Consider the following 13,846-nt stretch of genomic DNA (forward strand, 5'->3'; position numbering starts at 1 on the left):
CCTGCTCATCTGTAGGCGCATGCATGATTTAACGAGCTCTGAGTGGGGCTGTCTGCGTTCTTGTGCCACTCAGAAGGGCTTTGACTAGTCGGTCGCCGCTAGCGTAGCGGTTCAGAATATCCTGCAGTTTGGCAGGACCAAAGCTCTGCAGCTTCTTGCAAGCTGCAAACTCTTTGTCAGTCAACTCATACTCCGCCTTGATCTCCTCAACAGAATATCCCCAATTGATCCACTGGCTTACCTTCGAAGACATTTCAATGAGCTCAGCAGGCGTCTTGTGAGTCAGCGATCGGTCTGCAAAGTCGCAGTGGAAGCGATCGCGGACCTGGACACCTTCGCATAGCGGGCAGCAATGTTTTGGACGATTAATGCTCACCACGAATTCGATATGGCATGTGGAGCAAGATCGCATGGTTACCTCTTTGGACCGGTAGTCCCGAGCGATAACCCATGCATCGTCAATCTCGAGGACATTCTCGAGATCCAGTTGGCCATTCCGCAGTGCAGCGTGGCAATCGTAGTATTGAGAGTGCGCTGCCATCACCGCATCTACGTCAATTTCCGAGCGAGGCGCTTTCGCCGTTATCAGGTAGGCCAGCATAAAGAGGCTTGCTTCAAGCGTTGCTTCTTTCTTTGCGAGCAGACTTTCCGCATTGGGCAGTGGGCCAGATTCTGATGGACCGACGATGCCTTCCCGCTTGCGCAAGCTGGTGACCTGCTTCCGAGTCATACCGGTGTGAATACGGATGATTGCCGATCGAAAGCCTACGTGCACAAGTGTTTTAGCCAGTGATTCGTCCATCTCAATGCCCTTTGATAATGCTGGAAATAAGTCTGTTTTGAAGCGAAGTTTCACCATCGCAACGCAGCTCTCTGCAGAGCACCCATGCCTCGTCAAGCGAAAGAGGGGAGGGTGCATCTTTTGCGGCTAGTGCGATGTGCTCCTGCAGGTAAGATTCGTACGCCGACAGCAAAGCCAACGGGTCAACTTGACGCTGCCAATCTGTAGCGTCAGCTGTATAGATAAGAAGTAAGCCGGCCGCGAAAGCACTCTTTGAGGGGCTCGCAAGAATGTCTTCAATTCTTGGAACCGGTAAGGTGCCCCGTCGGATGGAGCTGACCTTGCGATCGCGACTGATCAATACCTGGTCAGGTGTAAGCCCGGTTTGGATCTGAACAAAAACGGAATTTAGGCCCGCTTTGAGTAGCGTTGCTGCAAGACGTTGGTTATTCACTCCGGCGGCCCCCTGAAAGAATCCGCATTACATTCGCGATTCTCACGTGGCTGTCAGGGATACCCACCTGAATTTTCGAGAATGGGGCTCGAGCAGAGAACGTTACACGACCTTGGTCGGCCAACATCATTCGATCTCGCATGTTGCTCTTCGTGAGCCAATCAGCTTTCTCTTCGCTGTTGATTCCCCAGTTGATGCGGGCCACTCGGCCTCTGGTTTTGAGATCGTCAGCTACGGCGCCCAGAATCTGACTGATGGCCGCGACAGAAGGGGAGGGGGTGCGGAAATTTTCGGTGTAGCTATCGCTCAACTCTCCAACATTTACAAACAGAATTGAGGTAGGGATTGCCGAAACCTCGGCGAGATCTGCATCAGTAGCATTTACGATCCAGAGACGATCAACTGGCGAGAGGTCAAAGTACCTACCGAAAGCTGGGTCGTTGGCAGTTGCCCATTCTCTTGCAAGCCGCAAGGTTAGGTCCAAAGCGAATGCGTCCATCATCGTGCACCTTCCTGCTCAAGAACGATGAGCCGGCGCCACACAGCGATCACATCGCGGCCATAGTCACGGGCAACAGATTCCAGTTCTTTGTTGGGGGTATGGTATCGGCCAAGGACCAGAGGTAGGTCGCCCTGGCCGTCCTTTATAAATTCACAAAAGATTTGTGTACCAATCCGGACATTTGTACGGAGGTCGAGTAGCTCTTTTGGATCAGCTACACGATGCCCATTCCACCTGATGCTGACCTGCATCGCTCCTACTGCAACAGACTGGGTTCGCGTCAGAGCATCAGCCAGAAGGCCTTCCGCTTCCGCCTTGGACCCTGGGTGATATCCCTTTTGGGAGATGTTCAGAGCCAGGGGGTTGGGAGCGACTAAGCCCTGACCGTATTTCTTCGACTCAACAAGTGCCACTGCGTACAAAAGCTTCGGATCAATCTTGCATTGTCTGGTTGATTCTTGGTCCCACACCGTTCCTTTGAGGCTAAAAGCCGACGCCTGCTGGCTCAGAACTCCCAAGAGGGCAGCGCCAATCAGCTTATGCCTGTTGAACCATTCCATCGCAATGTGACCCCATCCGCTGTGTAAATGTGACGCTGTTTATGCGGCGCATTCTACCCATGGTTCAGGATGTTTCAAGATGGTTCACCACGATCTGACCCCGTTTTGGTGTAAATGATGTGGATCCAAGCGACGAACGGTCGTGGATTGACGTCGTATGAAGGGAACTTTGGGCTAAATTCCCTTCAAATCGGTGCGGGAACCCATTTCTGACCCGGTTGTCGAGAAAATGGCGTCAATGTGACATTACTTAAAATGACCCTTTCTCTGGTTAAATCTGATCCAGTAGAGGCCATTTGAGATTAGTTTTGATCTGAACCTATGAATAGGTGTAAATTGACACCGCTATAAACGCTTTTTTTTCTTTGTATGCCGACCTAAATTTTAAGAACTCGTGCTCTACTGCAGAGCAAATAGGCGTTTAGGTCGCAATTGACGGAGACCCTCCGCAAATGCAGTATTCACCCGAAGCGATCACACACGAGGCTTTTGTAAGTCGTGTTCAGGATTTGATGAAGAGACAGGACCTCTCCGCTTTGAAGCTGTCCTATTTAGTGAATGAGGCAGAATCGACCGTCAAAAATATGCTCTATAAAGGCACTTCTTGCCCTCGAGAGCGCCTCATCGAATTGGCTCGAGCTCTCGAAACCACTGTTGAGTATTTGAGCACTGGTTCAGATGGACCGCAGACAGGCGATTCTGTGTCTTTACTGGTACATACCCCCGAAAATCTGGCGTTTACCCTGAATTTTCTGCCTAGCGCTCCTGCTGAAGGCGGGGTAGATCCGGTCATGAAAACGCTCCCTATCCCGCTTCGTTTGCTGGGGGAGTACGGTTTGACGCCTGATCGAACTCGTGCGGTTTCCGTCAATACTGACGCCATGGCTGGAGTGGTGGGGCGGAACGATATTGTCCTGGTCGACATAACGAAAAATTCATTTGACGAAGGGGTTTTCCTTATTGCGCTCAGGAACTCCGTACTAATACGCCAGGTTTCTCCTGTCGCCACAGGGTTTGCCCTTACCTCGACTAACCCGAATATCATGGGAACTACGGTTAATTTAACAGCCGATACGCGTGAGCCTAAAAATAATGACACAATTGTCATTGGAAAATTGGTATGTAAGGTGTCGCTCAGCGCTTTATAACCTGTTTAATATTTCTAATCTGAAGTAAAAAGCCCGCACATTGCGGGCTTTTCATTAGCTCAAATTCGCGATCCAACCTGGTGCATTACGCCGCCTCCTTCCAGGCGGTTCATGGATCGGGGAAACCCCTAGCGATTTTCGACCTCCCTTAGCGTCGCCAGTATTGGCGTGTTCATCCGAACCTCCAATTTCTTGAGTTTCAGTCTCAGAAAGGCCCGGTGGCTTCGCTTGAGGCTCAGTAGCTTTTTCCGGCTGTCGACCCATGTCCTGTGATGCTCGTGGGATATCCAGATCTGCTTTGGCATCATCACCTAGCGTCACTGGCTCCGGTTTCGCTGGGGCCGACTCAGTCGGTTGGTCACTCATCCTTGCATGACTAGATTTCGACAGCATTTTCCCACCTGTATCTCCATTTGCTATCTGAGCTTGGAGCGGGGCATGCCCAGCTTCCATGCTCCGTTCCGCCATCAGCCCCATCTGAGCGAGGTAGAGGAGACGTCTAGCTCGCCGCATCTTTGCTGTTGATTGGAGATCCTGATACAGAAGCTTTGTTTCTGCTGTCAGTTTTACCAGCATTTTAAGGGTCGATTCGTCATCGTCCACATCGCTCATCACCAGCATCTCCCTTAGGTGTGGTGCAGCCAGTAGCCAAATGCTACTGAGGAAACAGGCTCATCAGCAGAGAGAATCTTTGAGCGTGGGAAGACCTCTTTGGCTGCGTCCACGTAGTAATCGCCGCCGCCGCCGCCAGCTAGCACGAAATCGATGGCTTCACCTTCCAGGAATCGCATCTGCTGTTTCATGGTTAGGAGGGCCTTGGGCGCTACTGCAGCAGAAGCTCTGTTGATGAACGGAGCAAGTGCCACAGCTTCCCCATACAGATAGACATGCTGCTTGCCGCTTTGCAAAGCTATCTCGATCTTGTCGCGACCAGGTCCGTTACCTCCAAACTCCTTGGCAATCTCATTGTTAACCGCATCGAGGAGGGCACTCATAGCGTCCATCGATGAGTCAGATGAGTCACGAACGATGTCCCCACGTCGGAACACAACCCAATCAACGGAAAAAAATCCTGGATCAAGCACGAGCACCACTGATTCATCCAAAATCTCGGCGTCGGGATGAAAAGCGTATATGTGGTTCAAGATCCCGACTGGTTGAGGCAGCACGGTGACCTTGCGCACCACAATCTCTCGCTTGGGAGCGACAAGGTGGCTGCCGGTCAACTGAGTGACCAAACGCTCTACTAGCTCTGGTTTTCGCGCTTGTGAAACCGGCAGACCAGTGATGAGGTGATCGATCTCACTCTGCCCCCCTTGGCACGCATCGCTGATGGAAGCATTGAACAATGCTTTGTATACGTCAGTGGTTGGGTAGTCTGCATGCAGTTCGCGCTTGACTCCTGCCCGACCGGGATTTACGAAGCCCACCCACGGCTCATTGTTGACGTGAACGTAGTGCTCACCTTCTTTCAGCGTCGCGTTGCCATTCAAGCTGCTAACGGGTGCGGCCTGGGCCGGCCGCACCACTACGCTCGGGTGTTCTTCGTCGGCGTAGCCTGAGACGCGTTTTACATTGCTGTATCCGATATCCAGCCCGACAACGAATGGTTGGTCGATCTTCTGTTTAGTGGCCATTGGGGCTCCTCAGCGCCATTGTGGTGATTTGCGTTGCTTCGACTCATCACTCAAACGATCGACAATCGGCCGACAATTGAATGAGGAATCAGAGCCGCGGTTACTCAGGCGTCGATTCCACTTGCTGCTTGATGAGCTACAAACGGTCTACAAACGCCACTCACTCAAATCCTGCCACCCATTTTCAATATGCAACCCCCCAATTCGAGCCCATGGACGTCTCGTCGAAAATGGGAATTTTGACCGCATTAGTAGATACAAATGCTCCCCCCCGTGCTGAATCAAAACCAACCTACATTTCCCTTATAAAGGAAATGTGATAAAGATAGGGGAGCAAGATGCTAAAATTTGATTTGGATTTCCCTTATAAGGGAAATGCAAGCTGTAACATGTTGTCGACCACAGATTTCACCGATCAGCCTGAAAACCTGCTGTTGACAGGCAGGCTAGTAAGGGAAATGTGGGGAGCTACATTTCTCTTATAAGGGTAGCGAAATGATTGAACCTATCAACGGTGTAGCGTTGCGTGGCGAGCTCAGCGCGCGTTACCTTCCGATGATCCTGGAATGTGATGCGATTCATGAGCAGCTCAAGGCTGAAGCGATCAGGCTGAAGGATCAGTTCATTCAAGATGCACGGGATGAAGGCAAGCTTCTTTATCGAAGTGTTCAGGTGAAAACCAATCGGGAAGGGTCTGTGTCGATTGTGTGGACCCGAATCATCTTTTCGGACAAGCCTGGTGGAGGTAAACGACAGCGGCAGGAAGTGATCAAGAAGGGGCGGGACAGTCACACCTACAATCCAAATGCCGTGATTCGCAAAGCTGACTATTGGCTTCAGCAACTGTTTCACCAATACGAGCCAAAATTCGCGATTCTTCGAGAATCCTTGGTGATGAACATGAAGGCTCGAAAGCAGTTGCTAGAGATTCAGCGACGCGTAAACGCCAACCCTCCCGTGTAGGGATTGCACTTTAGAGATCTGAGGTAGCATCAGGTTGTCTATCAGCTTAAGGATCATTCATGTCCAACATCACCGAAACCCCATCCTCCATCACCATAGCTCGTGCGGAGTTGGATCTTTGGGCCGACATCTACTGCGAAGCACGCGTAAGCAGAATTACGGATGTCTCGTTCTCGAAGTTTTTGGAAGCACCGGCCAAGCATCTTGATGAGGCCGGGCAAGCGTCAGCGCTCGATTGTCTCGAGCGGGGCCATCTTCCCCTGATGCCGGCGCAGGTTGCTGCGAAGCGTCGACTCGAAAACGAGTGGAGGGCCACCGTCACATCTCGAACCCGAAATCATCTGACTCTGGCATTTAGTAGGCCGAAGCAGGTTGAGGCTTAGCAAAAAAATGGACAGGGACTAGCAGCGTGCTGATACCTGCTGCGATGGTCCCTGTCAGTAAACGAGCTTGAGATCTGACAAGCGACAGGAAAAAACTGGGCTCACATTCTCACCGCTGCCTTTGCTTGCCGATACGGTGCGACCCAGTACAACGGTCCCCCGTCCGAACTTCGCATTGATCTCATCCATGGCTCCCATAACCCTTTGCTCAGCGCCAGCGTCATACCCGAACATATCCTGCTGGTACATTTCCGTTGCAGACTGTATGCCCATCAGCAAGACGCCAACCTTTGAAAATCGGACGCCAGGTTTGTAGATTGCTCGTGCTGCTTGCGCAGCTGCTCGGGCATACGCTCTTGAATCTGCGAGAGGTTGCGAGAAGGGTACTGTGACGGTTCTGGCAAATGGTGCATGCCTATCTTCGAAGGGGCTCGAGCGAGCGTAAACGCGCATTGCAGAGGCTACAGAGCCTTGCTTGCGAAGCTTGATGGATGCCTTTTCCGCGAAGGCCACAGCTGCAGTCACAAGTCCTTCCGCGGTTTCGATACGGACAGAAAAGCTCCGTGAGACGTTGATCATTTCACGCGTACCGTCATTTCCCGTCAGTGGGACAGCACACACGCCATTAAGCTCAAGCTGGGTCCGCAAGACCGTCACTGGAAACTCCCTCTCTATCACATGCCGGGGAAGTGATGCGAAATCGGCAGCGGATTTAACCCCCATCAGTCGAAGCTTTTCAGATACAGCGGGACCGATTCCCCACACCTCGCAAACCGGTGCAATTCGCAGCATCAAGAGCCGATCTTCAGGGTCCATTAGATTTACAAGGCCAGTTTTTGTCACTCGCTTAGCCGCATACGAGGCGAGCTTGGCCAGCGTAGGGGTAGGGCCAATGCCTGCGCCTGTTCCCAAACCGCACCAAGCACGAACACGGCTTCGAATCTGAACCGCTACCTGATGCAACTGACCATCCGTCATTCCGTCGCATAGACAGAAGGCCTCATCGATGTAAAGGAAAGATGTCAACCCATGGACATGCGTGAAACTTGCGCCAATTCTGGTTTCACGCTGAATGCACCATGTCCATGGATACCCACCTATGAAGGGCTTTCAGAGTCTAATTTGTCCATACCGAAATCTGCTGTTGACTGAGGACAGAACCGCTTCTGGCCTAATGGAATCATTCATGACAGGCAGCTACAGCCCATAGCGACCCTCCGTAAGGGGCAAACATCGGCCAAAACCAGACGCTCATCCCGAACGTCTGAAGCTTGAGAGCCTCACTCACAAGGTCACCTCGCACAGCAAATACTGACTCTGTGTTCGCCCCCTTTTTCCGTTGGTCTCGCCAATACCCTAGCTGTGAATGGGAGCTTTCCAAACGCCCAGATCAAGAGTAATGTAGCTATTACTACATAATAAATATCTTACTCTACATGAAAAATTGGTTAGCTCTGATTCTCGGTTTACCCACTGCCAATGCTACTGAACGCATGCGGGCCTGGCGGGCTTTGAAGGCCTCAGGTGCAGCGGTTTTACGCGATGGTGCCTACTTGTTGCCTGACACCAATGTCTGTCGTGAAGTCTTGGCGTCTGTCGAACGCGACATCCTCTCCATCAATGGCACTGCTTACATCCTGCCGGTGGTCGATCCGCAGGGTGAGCGTTTTGTCGAGTTGTTCGACCGTAGCGATGACTACAGCAAGCTACGCGCAGAGATCGAAGAATGCCGTGGGCAACTTAATCCTGAAAACGCATTGGCCACCACCAAACAGATTCGCAAGCTGCGCAAAACCTACGATCAGCTTTCCAGCATCGATTACTTCCCAGGCAAGCCCAAGGAGCAGATTGATTCAGCCTTGCAGGAGCTTGAGACGGCAGTCAGCAGAGCGTTATCTGCGGACGAACCCCATAGCCGCGACGAGCCCATAACGGCACTCAACCGTGGCGACTATCAAGGTCGTGTCTGGGCGACACGTAAGCGTCCATGGGTTGACCGTCTGGCTTGTGCCTGGTTGATTCGGCGCTTCATTGATCCTCAAGCCCAGATCCTCTGGCTGGATACTCCACATGACTGTCCAGCAGACGCGCTGGGCTTCGACTTCGATGGTGCGACCTTCAGTCATGTCGGCAATCGCGTGACCTTCGAAACTCTGCAAGCCAGTTTTGAGCTTCAAGAACCCGGCCTGAACCGCATCGCGGCCTTGGTGCACTACCTCGATATCGGCGGTATTCAGCCTTTGGAGGCTGCCGGCATCGAGCGTGTGCTCGCAGGGCTACGGGAAACCATTCTCCACGACGACCACCTGCTGGCCGCTGCGAGCGCCATCTTCGACGGCCTGCTCGCCGGGTTTGTAAAAGAGGAACAACCCAATGAATAAGGTTTTGGCACCAATGGTTGAAGAAGAGCTGTCAAGGCCGGAGGCGATCAGTCTGCGTGAGGCGTTCTGGTTTTGGCTAAAACTCGGTTTTATTAGCTTCGGTGGGCCAGCGGGGCAAATTTCGATCATGCACCAGGAGTTGGTAGAGCGGCGGCGCTGGATCTCCGAGCGCCGCTTTCTGCACGCCCTCAACTACTGCATGTTGCTGCCTGGGCCGGAGGCCCAGCAGTTGGCAACCTACATCGGCTGGCTGATGCATCGAACCTGGGGTGGCGTGATTGCGGGGGCACTGTTTGTGCTGCCCTCATTGTTCATCCTGATCGCCCTGTCGTGGATGTACATCGCCTTTGGTGAAGTACCCGTAGTGGCCGGGCTCTTCTACGGGATCAAGCCCGCCGTGACGGCCATTGTGGTGCAGGCGGCCCATCGGATTGGCTCTCGGGCGTTGAAAAATAATTGGCTGTGGGCGATAGCGGCGGCGTCATTCACCGCCATCTTCGCGTTCAACGTTCCGTTCCCGTTGATTGTGCTGGGTGCGGCATTGATCGGCTATTTCGGCGGACGTCTGGCACCCGAGAAGTTCAGAGCCGGTGGCCATGGCGCTGCGAAAAAATCCTTCGGCCCAGCCTTGATTGATGATGACACCCCGTCCCCGGAACATGCCCGGTTCAGTTGGCTAAAACTGGCCATGCTGGCACTGATCGGCGTCGGGCTATGGGCATTGCCGATGGGCATTTTGACCGTGGTTTTTGGATGGGAAGGCACCTTGACCCAGATGGGCTGGTTCTTTACCAAGGCGGCGTTGCTGACCTTTGGTGGAGCCTACGCTGTGCTCCCGTATGTCTACCAGGGTGCGGTCGGTCACTATGGCTGGCTAACTCCAACACAGATGATCGACGGCCTGGCGCTGGGTGAAACCACACCAGGGCCACTGATCATGGTGGTGGCCTTCGTCGGTTTTGTCGGGGCCTATGTCTCGCAAGTATTCGGGGCTGATCAGGTGTTTATGGCAGGCGCTGTCGCGGCATCCCTGGTGACATGGTTCACCTTCCTGCCTTCGTTTCTATTCATCCTCGCGGGTGGCCCACTGGTGGAGTCGACCCACAACGAACTCAAGTTCACTGCGCCCCTCACCGCCATTACCGCCGCAGTGGTTGGCGTGATCCTCAATCTGGCGTGTTTCTTCGGCTATCACGTGCTGTGGCCAAAGGGCTTCAGCAGCAGCCTCGACTGGCCTTCCGCGTTGATCGCGATTGCCGCCGCGATTGCCTTGTTTCGCTTCAAACGGGGTGTCATCCAGGTGTTGATGGCCTGTGCACTCATGGGCTTGGCAGTGCATTTGCTGCGCTAGAGAGTCCCGTTGATTAACAATTCTGGCGGGCATTGGGCTCGCCCGATCACGCTGCCTACCGAGGTAGGCAGGAGGTGTCTCATGAGGTGGGTTACCCGTGAACGACCCAAGATTGACCGGATTGCCTGTCCTTGGTTAATCACCCGTTTCATAGATCCACAGCCCGAGTTTCTATACGTCCCCAGCGGCGATGTGCTGCGGATCGCAGCGGAAAAAGACGCTGCGCCCTACGACATTCCCGGCGTAGAACTGACTCATGAGGGCGAGTTATGCAGCTTCGATGCGTTCCTGAAGAAGTACCAGCTCAATGACCCTGCCTTGCAGCAGCTTGCAAAAATCGTACGTGGTGCTGATACCTCTCGCCTGGATCTGACACTGCAATCGGCTGGGCTGTACGCGATTTCGCTAGGGTTATCGCGGCGCTTTGCCGACGACCATGAAATGCTGGCTCACGGTCTGATCATGTATGACGCGCTCTACGCCTGGTGCAAGGAATGCCAAGGCGAATCACATAACTGGCCTCCGCAGATGTGAGGAGACCAGCCCACCGAAGCCCAGCCTGGAGCTGGGCTTTCTACATGAGTGACAGTGATCGCCATTCGGCTGATTGTTGAGCCGGTAAATGTCTGCAATGGGTTTTCGATTGCAGCCCTTATGAAGCGGTCATTCGCTAAGACCCCATCAAAATCACTCAAGCCTAAGACAATCTGGCACTTTTTTGAGTTAGGCTGGCTCTAAATTTTGCGTTCGTCGATAAACGCGCCTTGAAGATGACATTTTTATTACAATTTAATGGCATGCCTTCCGGGTCAAAAAATGAAAGTCAGGGCTACAGTCATATGCGAGAGAGATAGGCATATCTTGCTCGTTCGCAAACCGAAGTCAAAATGGGCTTTGCCTGGTGGCAAAGTAGAAACTGGCGAAGCTATCGCTGGAGCTGCTGCTCGAGAACTCCAAGAAGAAACTGGGCTAAATGTTGATCAGCTCCTGTACATTTTTGAGTTCGATGCAGGCAACACACGCCACCATGTTTTTGAAGCTTCTGTCCCAGATGCCGAAAACGCTACGCCTCAAAACGAGATCATCGAGTGCATTTGGCATTCTCTGAACACGTTTCATGACTCAGACACAAGCGATGCTACGAAATCGATTGTCAGATCATTTCTACGTCGCCTTTAACTCCCCCCTGGATCGTTCTGGTTCGCACAAAGGTTAATCGACTCTTCGCATCAGAATGAGTGTCCACGATGGGTCGTTCTCTGCCGGTCAAGTCGAATGCAAACGGTTGGTCAAGTACCAGGCTCACGACACGTCCATTGAGTCTCGTACCTAGCCTTGTGGTGCGTGAGCCAGGCGTCCTTGAAGTCGCGAAAGCTCTTTTTAATATAGCTCTCGACACGGCTAACCACTTTAAGCCTAGTGGCTAGTCGCGGGGCGTGTACACCCAGGCGACTAGCTGCATGCGAGTTGTCCTCTCAAAGCTTTCTGGGGCCGTGCGGATCCAACGAAATTACATTGGACGCAGGCAACTGCCGCTCAAGCTCAGCGATACGGTCATACAGCTCAATGATTTTCGCATCCGCTTCGCTCAATAAGCTTGCGAGTTGGTCGCGCTGCCGGGCAACTTGCTCAATCCGATCACGCAGGGCGCGGCTTTTCTGGCGGGCGAGAAGATTTACCTTGTTCAACGAAGGAGGTCGCTCCTCCGCATGTTGTTCCACGTAGGTTTTTATCTCTGCGATGAGACTTGGGAAACGAGATTTCTTAAGCGCCGACGGATCGCTCCCGGCCTCTTTGGCCACGTTGTTCTGAGTAACCGGTGTCCCCTTTGGTAGAAGCTGTGGCCTATCGAATTTCAGGCGCTCAAAAGCATCACGATATTGATCAGCCGCGCTGCGGCGAGCAGGGAGTTCAACGTCCATTTTCGCTCCCTACGACACGACGGAAGCTCTCTACGCTTCGCTGTTGAGCCTTCAACGATTCCATTAGCGGACTCCCATCCTGAGCAGTAGCAAGTCGCTCTTTGAGTACATGTTCAAGATCATCTACCGCGCCCAGTCGTTCTGAGTCATACAGCACATCAGGGCAAGGTTTTGCATCCACTGAATCACCACCCCCGCAATGGGCAATATTGTCAATTCCGCCGTACGGACAAGGCTTGCGACTCGAACAAACGCCAAGAATTATCGGGCGACAGGCGACCGCGCCTTTCTTTGCCAAACCAATCATCTTCTTCGCATCCTCTGGCGAAATCAGCCGAACGATCTCAGCCTTTCGTTTGTCTCCATGGGGACTGACAAAACGCTCACTCGTAAGCTGCTGCAACTCTCTTCCGAGCGTCTCGTACATTGTGCGAACGTACAGAGTGTGAGCCTTTTCCTCTAGACGCATCCGCGAGTGATTTTGTCCGTAGTAAAGGCTCATCGCTCGTGTGACGTGCTTGAGCTGGTACTGAAGCGAAGCATCACTTACGAGCCCGGAAGCTTGCATGTTCACTGCCCCAGTTCTACGCAACTGATGCCAAGCCAACGGCCATACAGCACCCACTTGATATTCCTCCGGCAATGAAGGAGTAGCTAGCCGGGCCAATTTCAAATCCTCAGGCGTGATACGCAAACGTTCTAAGTCAAAGAGCTTCCCATGCTGCCCCAAAAAGTCGGCATATGACAGAATGCTCGGTCTCAGTGAGTGATCACCTTTATTGCGCAATGGGCTCCAAGGCTCGTGAGAAAAATCGGTCAAGTAACGCTCGGCGGAAACTCTCGCGGCTTCGTGAGGTGCGTGTAATGAGCGAAACAGAGAAATAACTTCCATCGCCTTCACGGCGACCGCCACAGATGGGGATGTGACCCAAAGGGCGTTGTTATCAGAGAGCGTTTTTGTCGTCTGTCCACGTAACAAAAAAATGTCGCCGAAGCTCTTGTCGTGCTCGACGTCAAGACACCCGGCTCGAAGATTCCATGCTTCCTCGACCCGCATGAGACTGAAGTTAAGGATGTAAGCTAATCCCGCGCCGTTGACCAGTTTCAGATATTTAGTCAGCGCTTTTACTTGCAAGTCGCCACTTCGACCTACCCAACGTTCAAGTAGCTCGAAGATACCGAAGCGTTTCGCGGTATTTGCAAACGCGCCGAGAAAACGAAGCCCTGTTTTAGCGCCTGATAATTGCATCTTATGGCCGCAAAAAGGCGGAGCGTTTACGCACGCTGTTCTCTCCGAAACCCTCTGGTTATGTTCGTAAGCCGCGAAACAGAACCGATAACAAGCTTCAACCTGTTCTCGATGGGATAGGAAGTCATCAAGGCACTCTCGCAGCCTAGTAACTTGATAGCGCCAAATACGTGGGGGGATGTATGGTGTTTGAGAGGTGTGGTGAGTGGGGAAAAGCGCAGCCAGACGGGTTAGAGAGCCTGAATCCAGCAACGTAAACCCCACGGTCTCTCTGGACGCGTAAAGCTCATGCATTAACGTCAGAAACTCGGTTTTTCTCGAGGTCTTAAGAAAGGCAGGGATCCGTTCGCATACGAGCGGAAAGTGGCTTAATTCGCTGGCAAGTATTCCTGCCTCTTCGCAAAGAACAAACAGACGCCGCATCTGATCGAAACGCGTGGCGGTTGCAGAAGCTGAGTGCAACACGGTTATTGAATTGAAGCCGGAGCATCATGCCGCATTGCCATGGAGTTTTG

The 13,846-nt window shown here is 52.8% G+C and carries 16 protein-coding genes; 7 read left to right on the top strand and 9 right to left on the bottom strand.

Features of this window, described 5'->3' with window-relative positions; genetic code table 11:
- Positions 1-28: 28 nt before the first annotated feature.
- From D3M70_RS31225 to D3M70_RS31235, 4 genes are read right to left on the bottom strand one after another with little or no spacing between them, the layout of a single operon-like run.
- Positions 29-802, bottom strand: coding sequence for a FlhC family transcriptional regulator (locus D3M70_RS31225; RefSeq protein WP_165869943.1), 774 nt, complete (start codon positions 800-802; stop codon positions 29-31).
- Position 803: 1 nt separating this feature from the next.
- A complete protein-coding gene (locus D3M70_RS32175) occupies positions 804-1,235 on the bottom strand; it encodes a hypothetical protein (protein ID WP_165869944.1) in 432 nt (143 codons plus the stop codon).
- Positions 1,228-1,737 carry a hypothetical protein gene (locus tag D3M70_RS31230; protein ID WP_120130077.1) on the bottom strand — a complete coding sequence of 170 codons (510 nt, stop codon included), beginning with the start codon at positions 1,735-1,737 and terminating at the stop codon, positions 1,228-1,230. The genes D3M70_RS32175 and D3M70_RS31230 overlap by 8 nt, the downstream gene beginning before the upstream one ends.
- Complete coding sequence (locus D3M70_RS31235) at positions 1,734-2,297, bottom strand: transglycosylase SLT domain-containing protein (protein ID WP_120130079.1); 564 nt, start codon at positions 2,295-2,297, stop codon at positions 1,734-1,736. Before D3M70_RS31235 ends, D3M70_RS31230 begins: the two co-directional genes overlap by 4 nt.
- Before the next feature lie 452 nt (positions 2,298-2,749).
- Here D3M70_RS31235 and D3M70_RS31240 point away from each other — a divergent pair, with 452 nt between their 5' ends.
- Positions 2,750-3,445, top strand: a complete 696-nt coding sequence (locus tag D3M70_RS31240) for a S24 family peptidase (RefSeq protein ID WP_120130081.1) — start codon at positions 2,750-2,752, stop codon at positions 3,443-3,445.
- Positions 3,446-3,499: 54 nt separating this feature from the next.
- Here the strand turns inward: D3M70_RS31240 and D3M70_RS31245 are convergent, their stop codons facing one another.
- The gene (locus D3M70_RS31245; protein WP_120130082.1) at positions 3,500-4,057 is read right to left on the bottom strand and encodes a hypothetical protein; all 558 of its coding nucleotides are present in this window, start codon (positions 4,055-4,057) and stop codon (positions 3,500-3,502) included.
- A gap of 14 nt (positions 4,058-4,071) precedes the next feature.
- Positions 4,072-5,082 carry a ParM/StbA family protein gene (locus D3M70_RS31250; RefSeq protein ID WP_120130084.1) on the bottom strand — a complete coding sequence of 337 codons (1,011 nt, stop codon included), beginning with the start codon at positions 5,080-5,082 and terminating at the stop codon, positions 4,072-4,074.
- Positions 5,083-5,577: 495 nt separating this feature from the next.
- Between D3M70_RS31250 and mobI the strand changes: the two genes are divergently transcribed.
- Together mobI and D3M70_RS31260 are read left to right on the top strand one after the other, a co-directional pair.
- Positions 5,578-6,045, top strand: a complete 468-nt coding sequence (mobI, locus tag D3M70_RS31255; RefSeq protein ID WP_120130086.1) for a conjugative transfer protein MobI(A/C) — start codon at positions 5,578-5,580, stop codon at positions 6,043-6,045.
- Between the two features lie 59 nt (positions 6,046-6,104).
- A complete protein-coding gene (locus tag D3M70_RS31260) occupies positions 6,105-6,428 on the top strand; it encodes a hypothetical protein (RefSeq protein WP_120130087.1) in 324 nt (107 codons plus the stop codon).
- Between the two features lie 54 nt (positions 6,429-6,482).
- Here the strand turns inward: D3M70_RS31260 and D3M70_RS31265 are convergent, their stop codons facing one another.
- The gene (locus D3M70_RS31265) at positions 6,483-7,454 is read right to left on the bottom strand and encodes a DUF4113 domain-containing protein (protein WP_375233065.1); all 972 of its coding nucleotides are present in this window, start codon (positions 7,452-7,454) and stop codon (positions 6,483-6,485) included.
- Positions 7,455-7,864: 410 nt separating this feature from the next.
- Here D3M70_RS31265 and D3M70_RS31270 point away from each other — a divergent pair, with 410 nt between their 5' ends.
- From D3M70_RS31270 to D3M70_RS31285, 4 genes are all read left to right on the top strand, one after another.
- Entirely contained in the window at positions 7,865-8,809 is a 945-nt protein-coding gene (locus tag D3M70_RS31270) for a chromate resistance protein ChrB domain-containing protein (RefSeq protein WP_120130090.1), read from the top strand.
- Positions 8,802-10,160 carry a chromate efflux transporter gene (gene chrA / locus D3M70_RS31275; protein WP_120130092.1) on the top strand — a complete coding sequence of 453 codons (1,359 nt, stop codon included), beginning with the start codon at positions 8,802-8,804 and terminating at the stop codon, positions 10,158-10,160. The genes D3M70_RS31270 and chrA overlap by 8 nt, the downstream gene beginning before the upstream one ends.
- A gap of 81 nt (positions 10,161-10,241) precedes the next feature.
- A complete protein-coding gene (locus D3M70_RS31280; RefSeq protein ID WP_120130094.1) occupies positions 10,242-10,694 on the top strand; it encodes a chromate resistance protein ChrB domain-containing protein in 453 nt (150 codons plus the stop codon).
- A 282-nt stretch (positions 10,695-10,976) separates the two neighbouring features.
- On the top strand, positions 10,977-11,339 hold the full coding sequence (locus D3M70_RS31285; protein ID WP_120130105.1) for an NUDIX hydrolase: 363 nt from the start codon (positions 10,977-10,979) through the stop codon (positions 11,337-11,339).
- A 296-nt stretch (positions 11,340-11,635) separates the two neighbouring features.
- Here the strand turns inward: D3M70_RS31285 and D3M70_RS31290 are convergent, their stop codons facing one another.
- Complete coding sequence (locus tag D3M70_RS31290; protein WP_120130095.1) at positions 11,636-12,082, bottom strand: hypothetical protein; 447 nt, start codon at positions 12,080-12,082, stop codon at positions 11,636-11,638.
- Positions 12,072-13,331, bottom strand: a complete 1,260-nt coding sequence (locus D3M70_RS31295) for a hypothetical protein (protein WP_120130097.1) — start codon at positions 13,329-13,331, stop codon at positions 12,072-12,074. The genes D3M70_RS31290 and D3M70_RS31295 overlap by 11 nt, the downstream gene beginning before the upstream one ends.
- Positions 13,332-13,846: the final 515 nt, after the last annotated feature.

Source organism: Pseudomonas sp. LS-2, from assembly GCF_003605735.1.
GTDB lineage: Bacteria > Pseudomonadota > Gammaproteobacteria > Pseudomonadales > Pseudomonadaceae > Aquipseudomonas.

Coding starts and splice junctions, on each gene's coding strand:
- D3M70_RS31225 (WP_165869943.1), bottom strand. CDS start 802: ATGGACGAATCACTGGCTAAAACACTTGTGCACGTAGGCTTTCGATCG.
- D3M70_RS31230 (WP_120130077.1), bottom strand. CDS start 1,737: ATGATGGACGCATTCGCTTTGGACCTAACCTTGCGGCTTGCAAGAGAA.
- D3M70_RS31235 (WP_120130079.1), bottom strand. CDS start 2,297: ATGGAATGGTTCAACAGGCATAAGCTGATTGGCGCTGCCCTCTTGGGA.
- D3M70_RS31240 (WP_120130081.1), top strand. CDS start 2,750: ATGCAGTATTCACCCGAAGCGATCACACACGAGGCTTTTGTAAGTCGT.
- D3M70_RS31245 (WP_120130082.1), bottom strand. CDS start 4,057: ATGAGCGATGTGGACGATGACGAATCGACCCTTAAAATGCTGGTAAAA.
- D3M70_RS31250 (WP_120130084.1), bottom strand. CDS start 5,082: ATGGCCACTAAACAGAAGATCGACCAACCATTCGTTGTCGGGCTGGAT.
- mobI (WP_120130086.1), top strand. CDS start 5,578: ATGATTGAACCTATCAACGGTGTAGCGTTGCGTGGCGAGCTCAGCGCG.
- D3M70_RS31260 (WP_120130087.1), top strand. CDS start 6,105: ATGTCCAACATCACCGAAACCCCATCCTCCATCACCATAGCTCGTGCG.
- D3M70_RS31270 (WP_120130090.1), top strand. CDS start 7,865: ATGAAAAATTGGTTAGCTCTGATTCTCGGTTTACCCACTGCCAATGCT.
- chrA (WP_120130092.1), top strand. CDS start 8,802: ATGAATAAGGTTTTGGCACCAATGGTTGAAGAAGAGCTGTCAAGGCCG.
- D3M70_RS31280 (WP_120130094.1), top strand. CDS start 10,242: ATGAGGTGGGTTACCCGTGAACGACCCAAGATTGACCGGATTGCCTGT.
- D3M70_RS31285 (WP_120130105.1), top strand. CDS start 10,977: ATGAAAGTCAGGGCTACAGTCATATGCGAGAGAGATAGGCATATCTTG.
- D3M70_RS31290 (WP_120130095.1), bottom strand. CDS start 12,082: ATGGACGTTGAACTCCCTGCTCGCCGCAGCGCGGCTGATCAATATCGT.
- D3M70_RS31295 (WP_120130097.1), bottom strand. CDS start 13,331: ATGCAATTATCAGGCGCTAAAACAGGGCTTCGTTTTCTCGGCGCGTTT.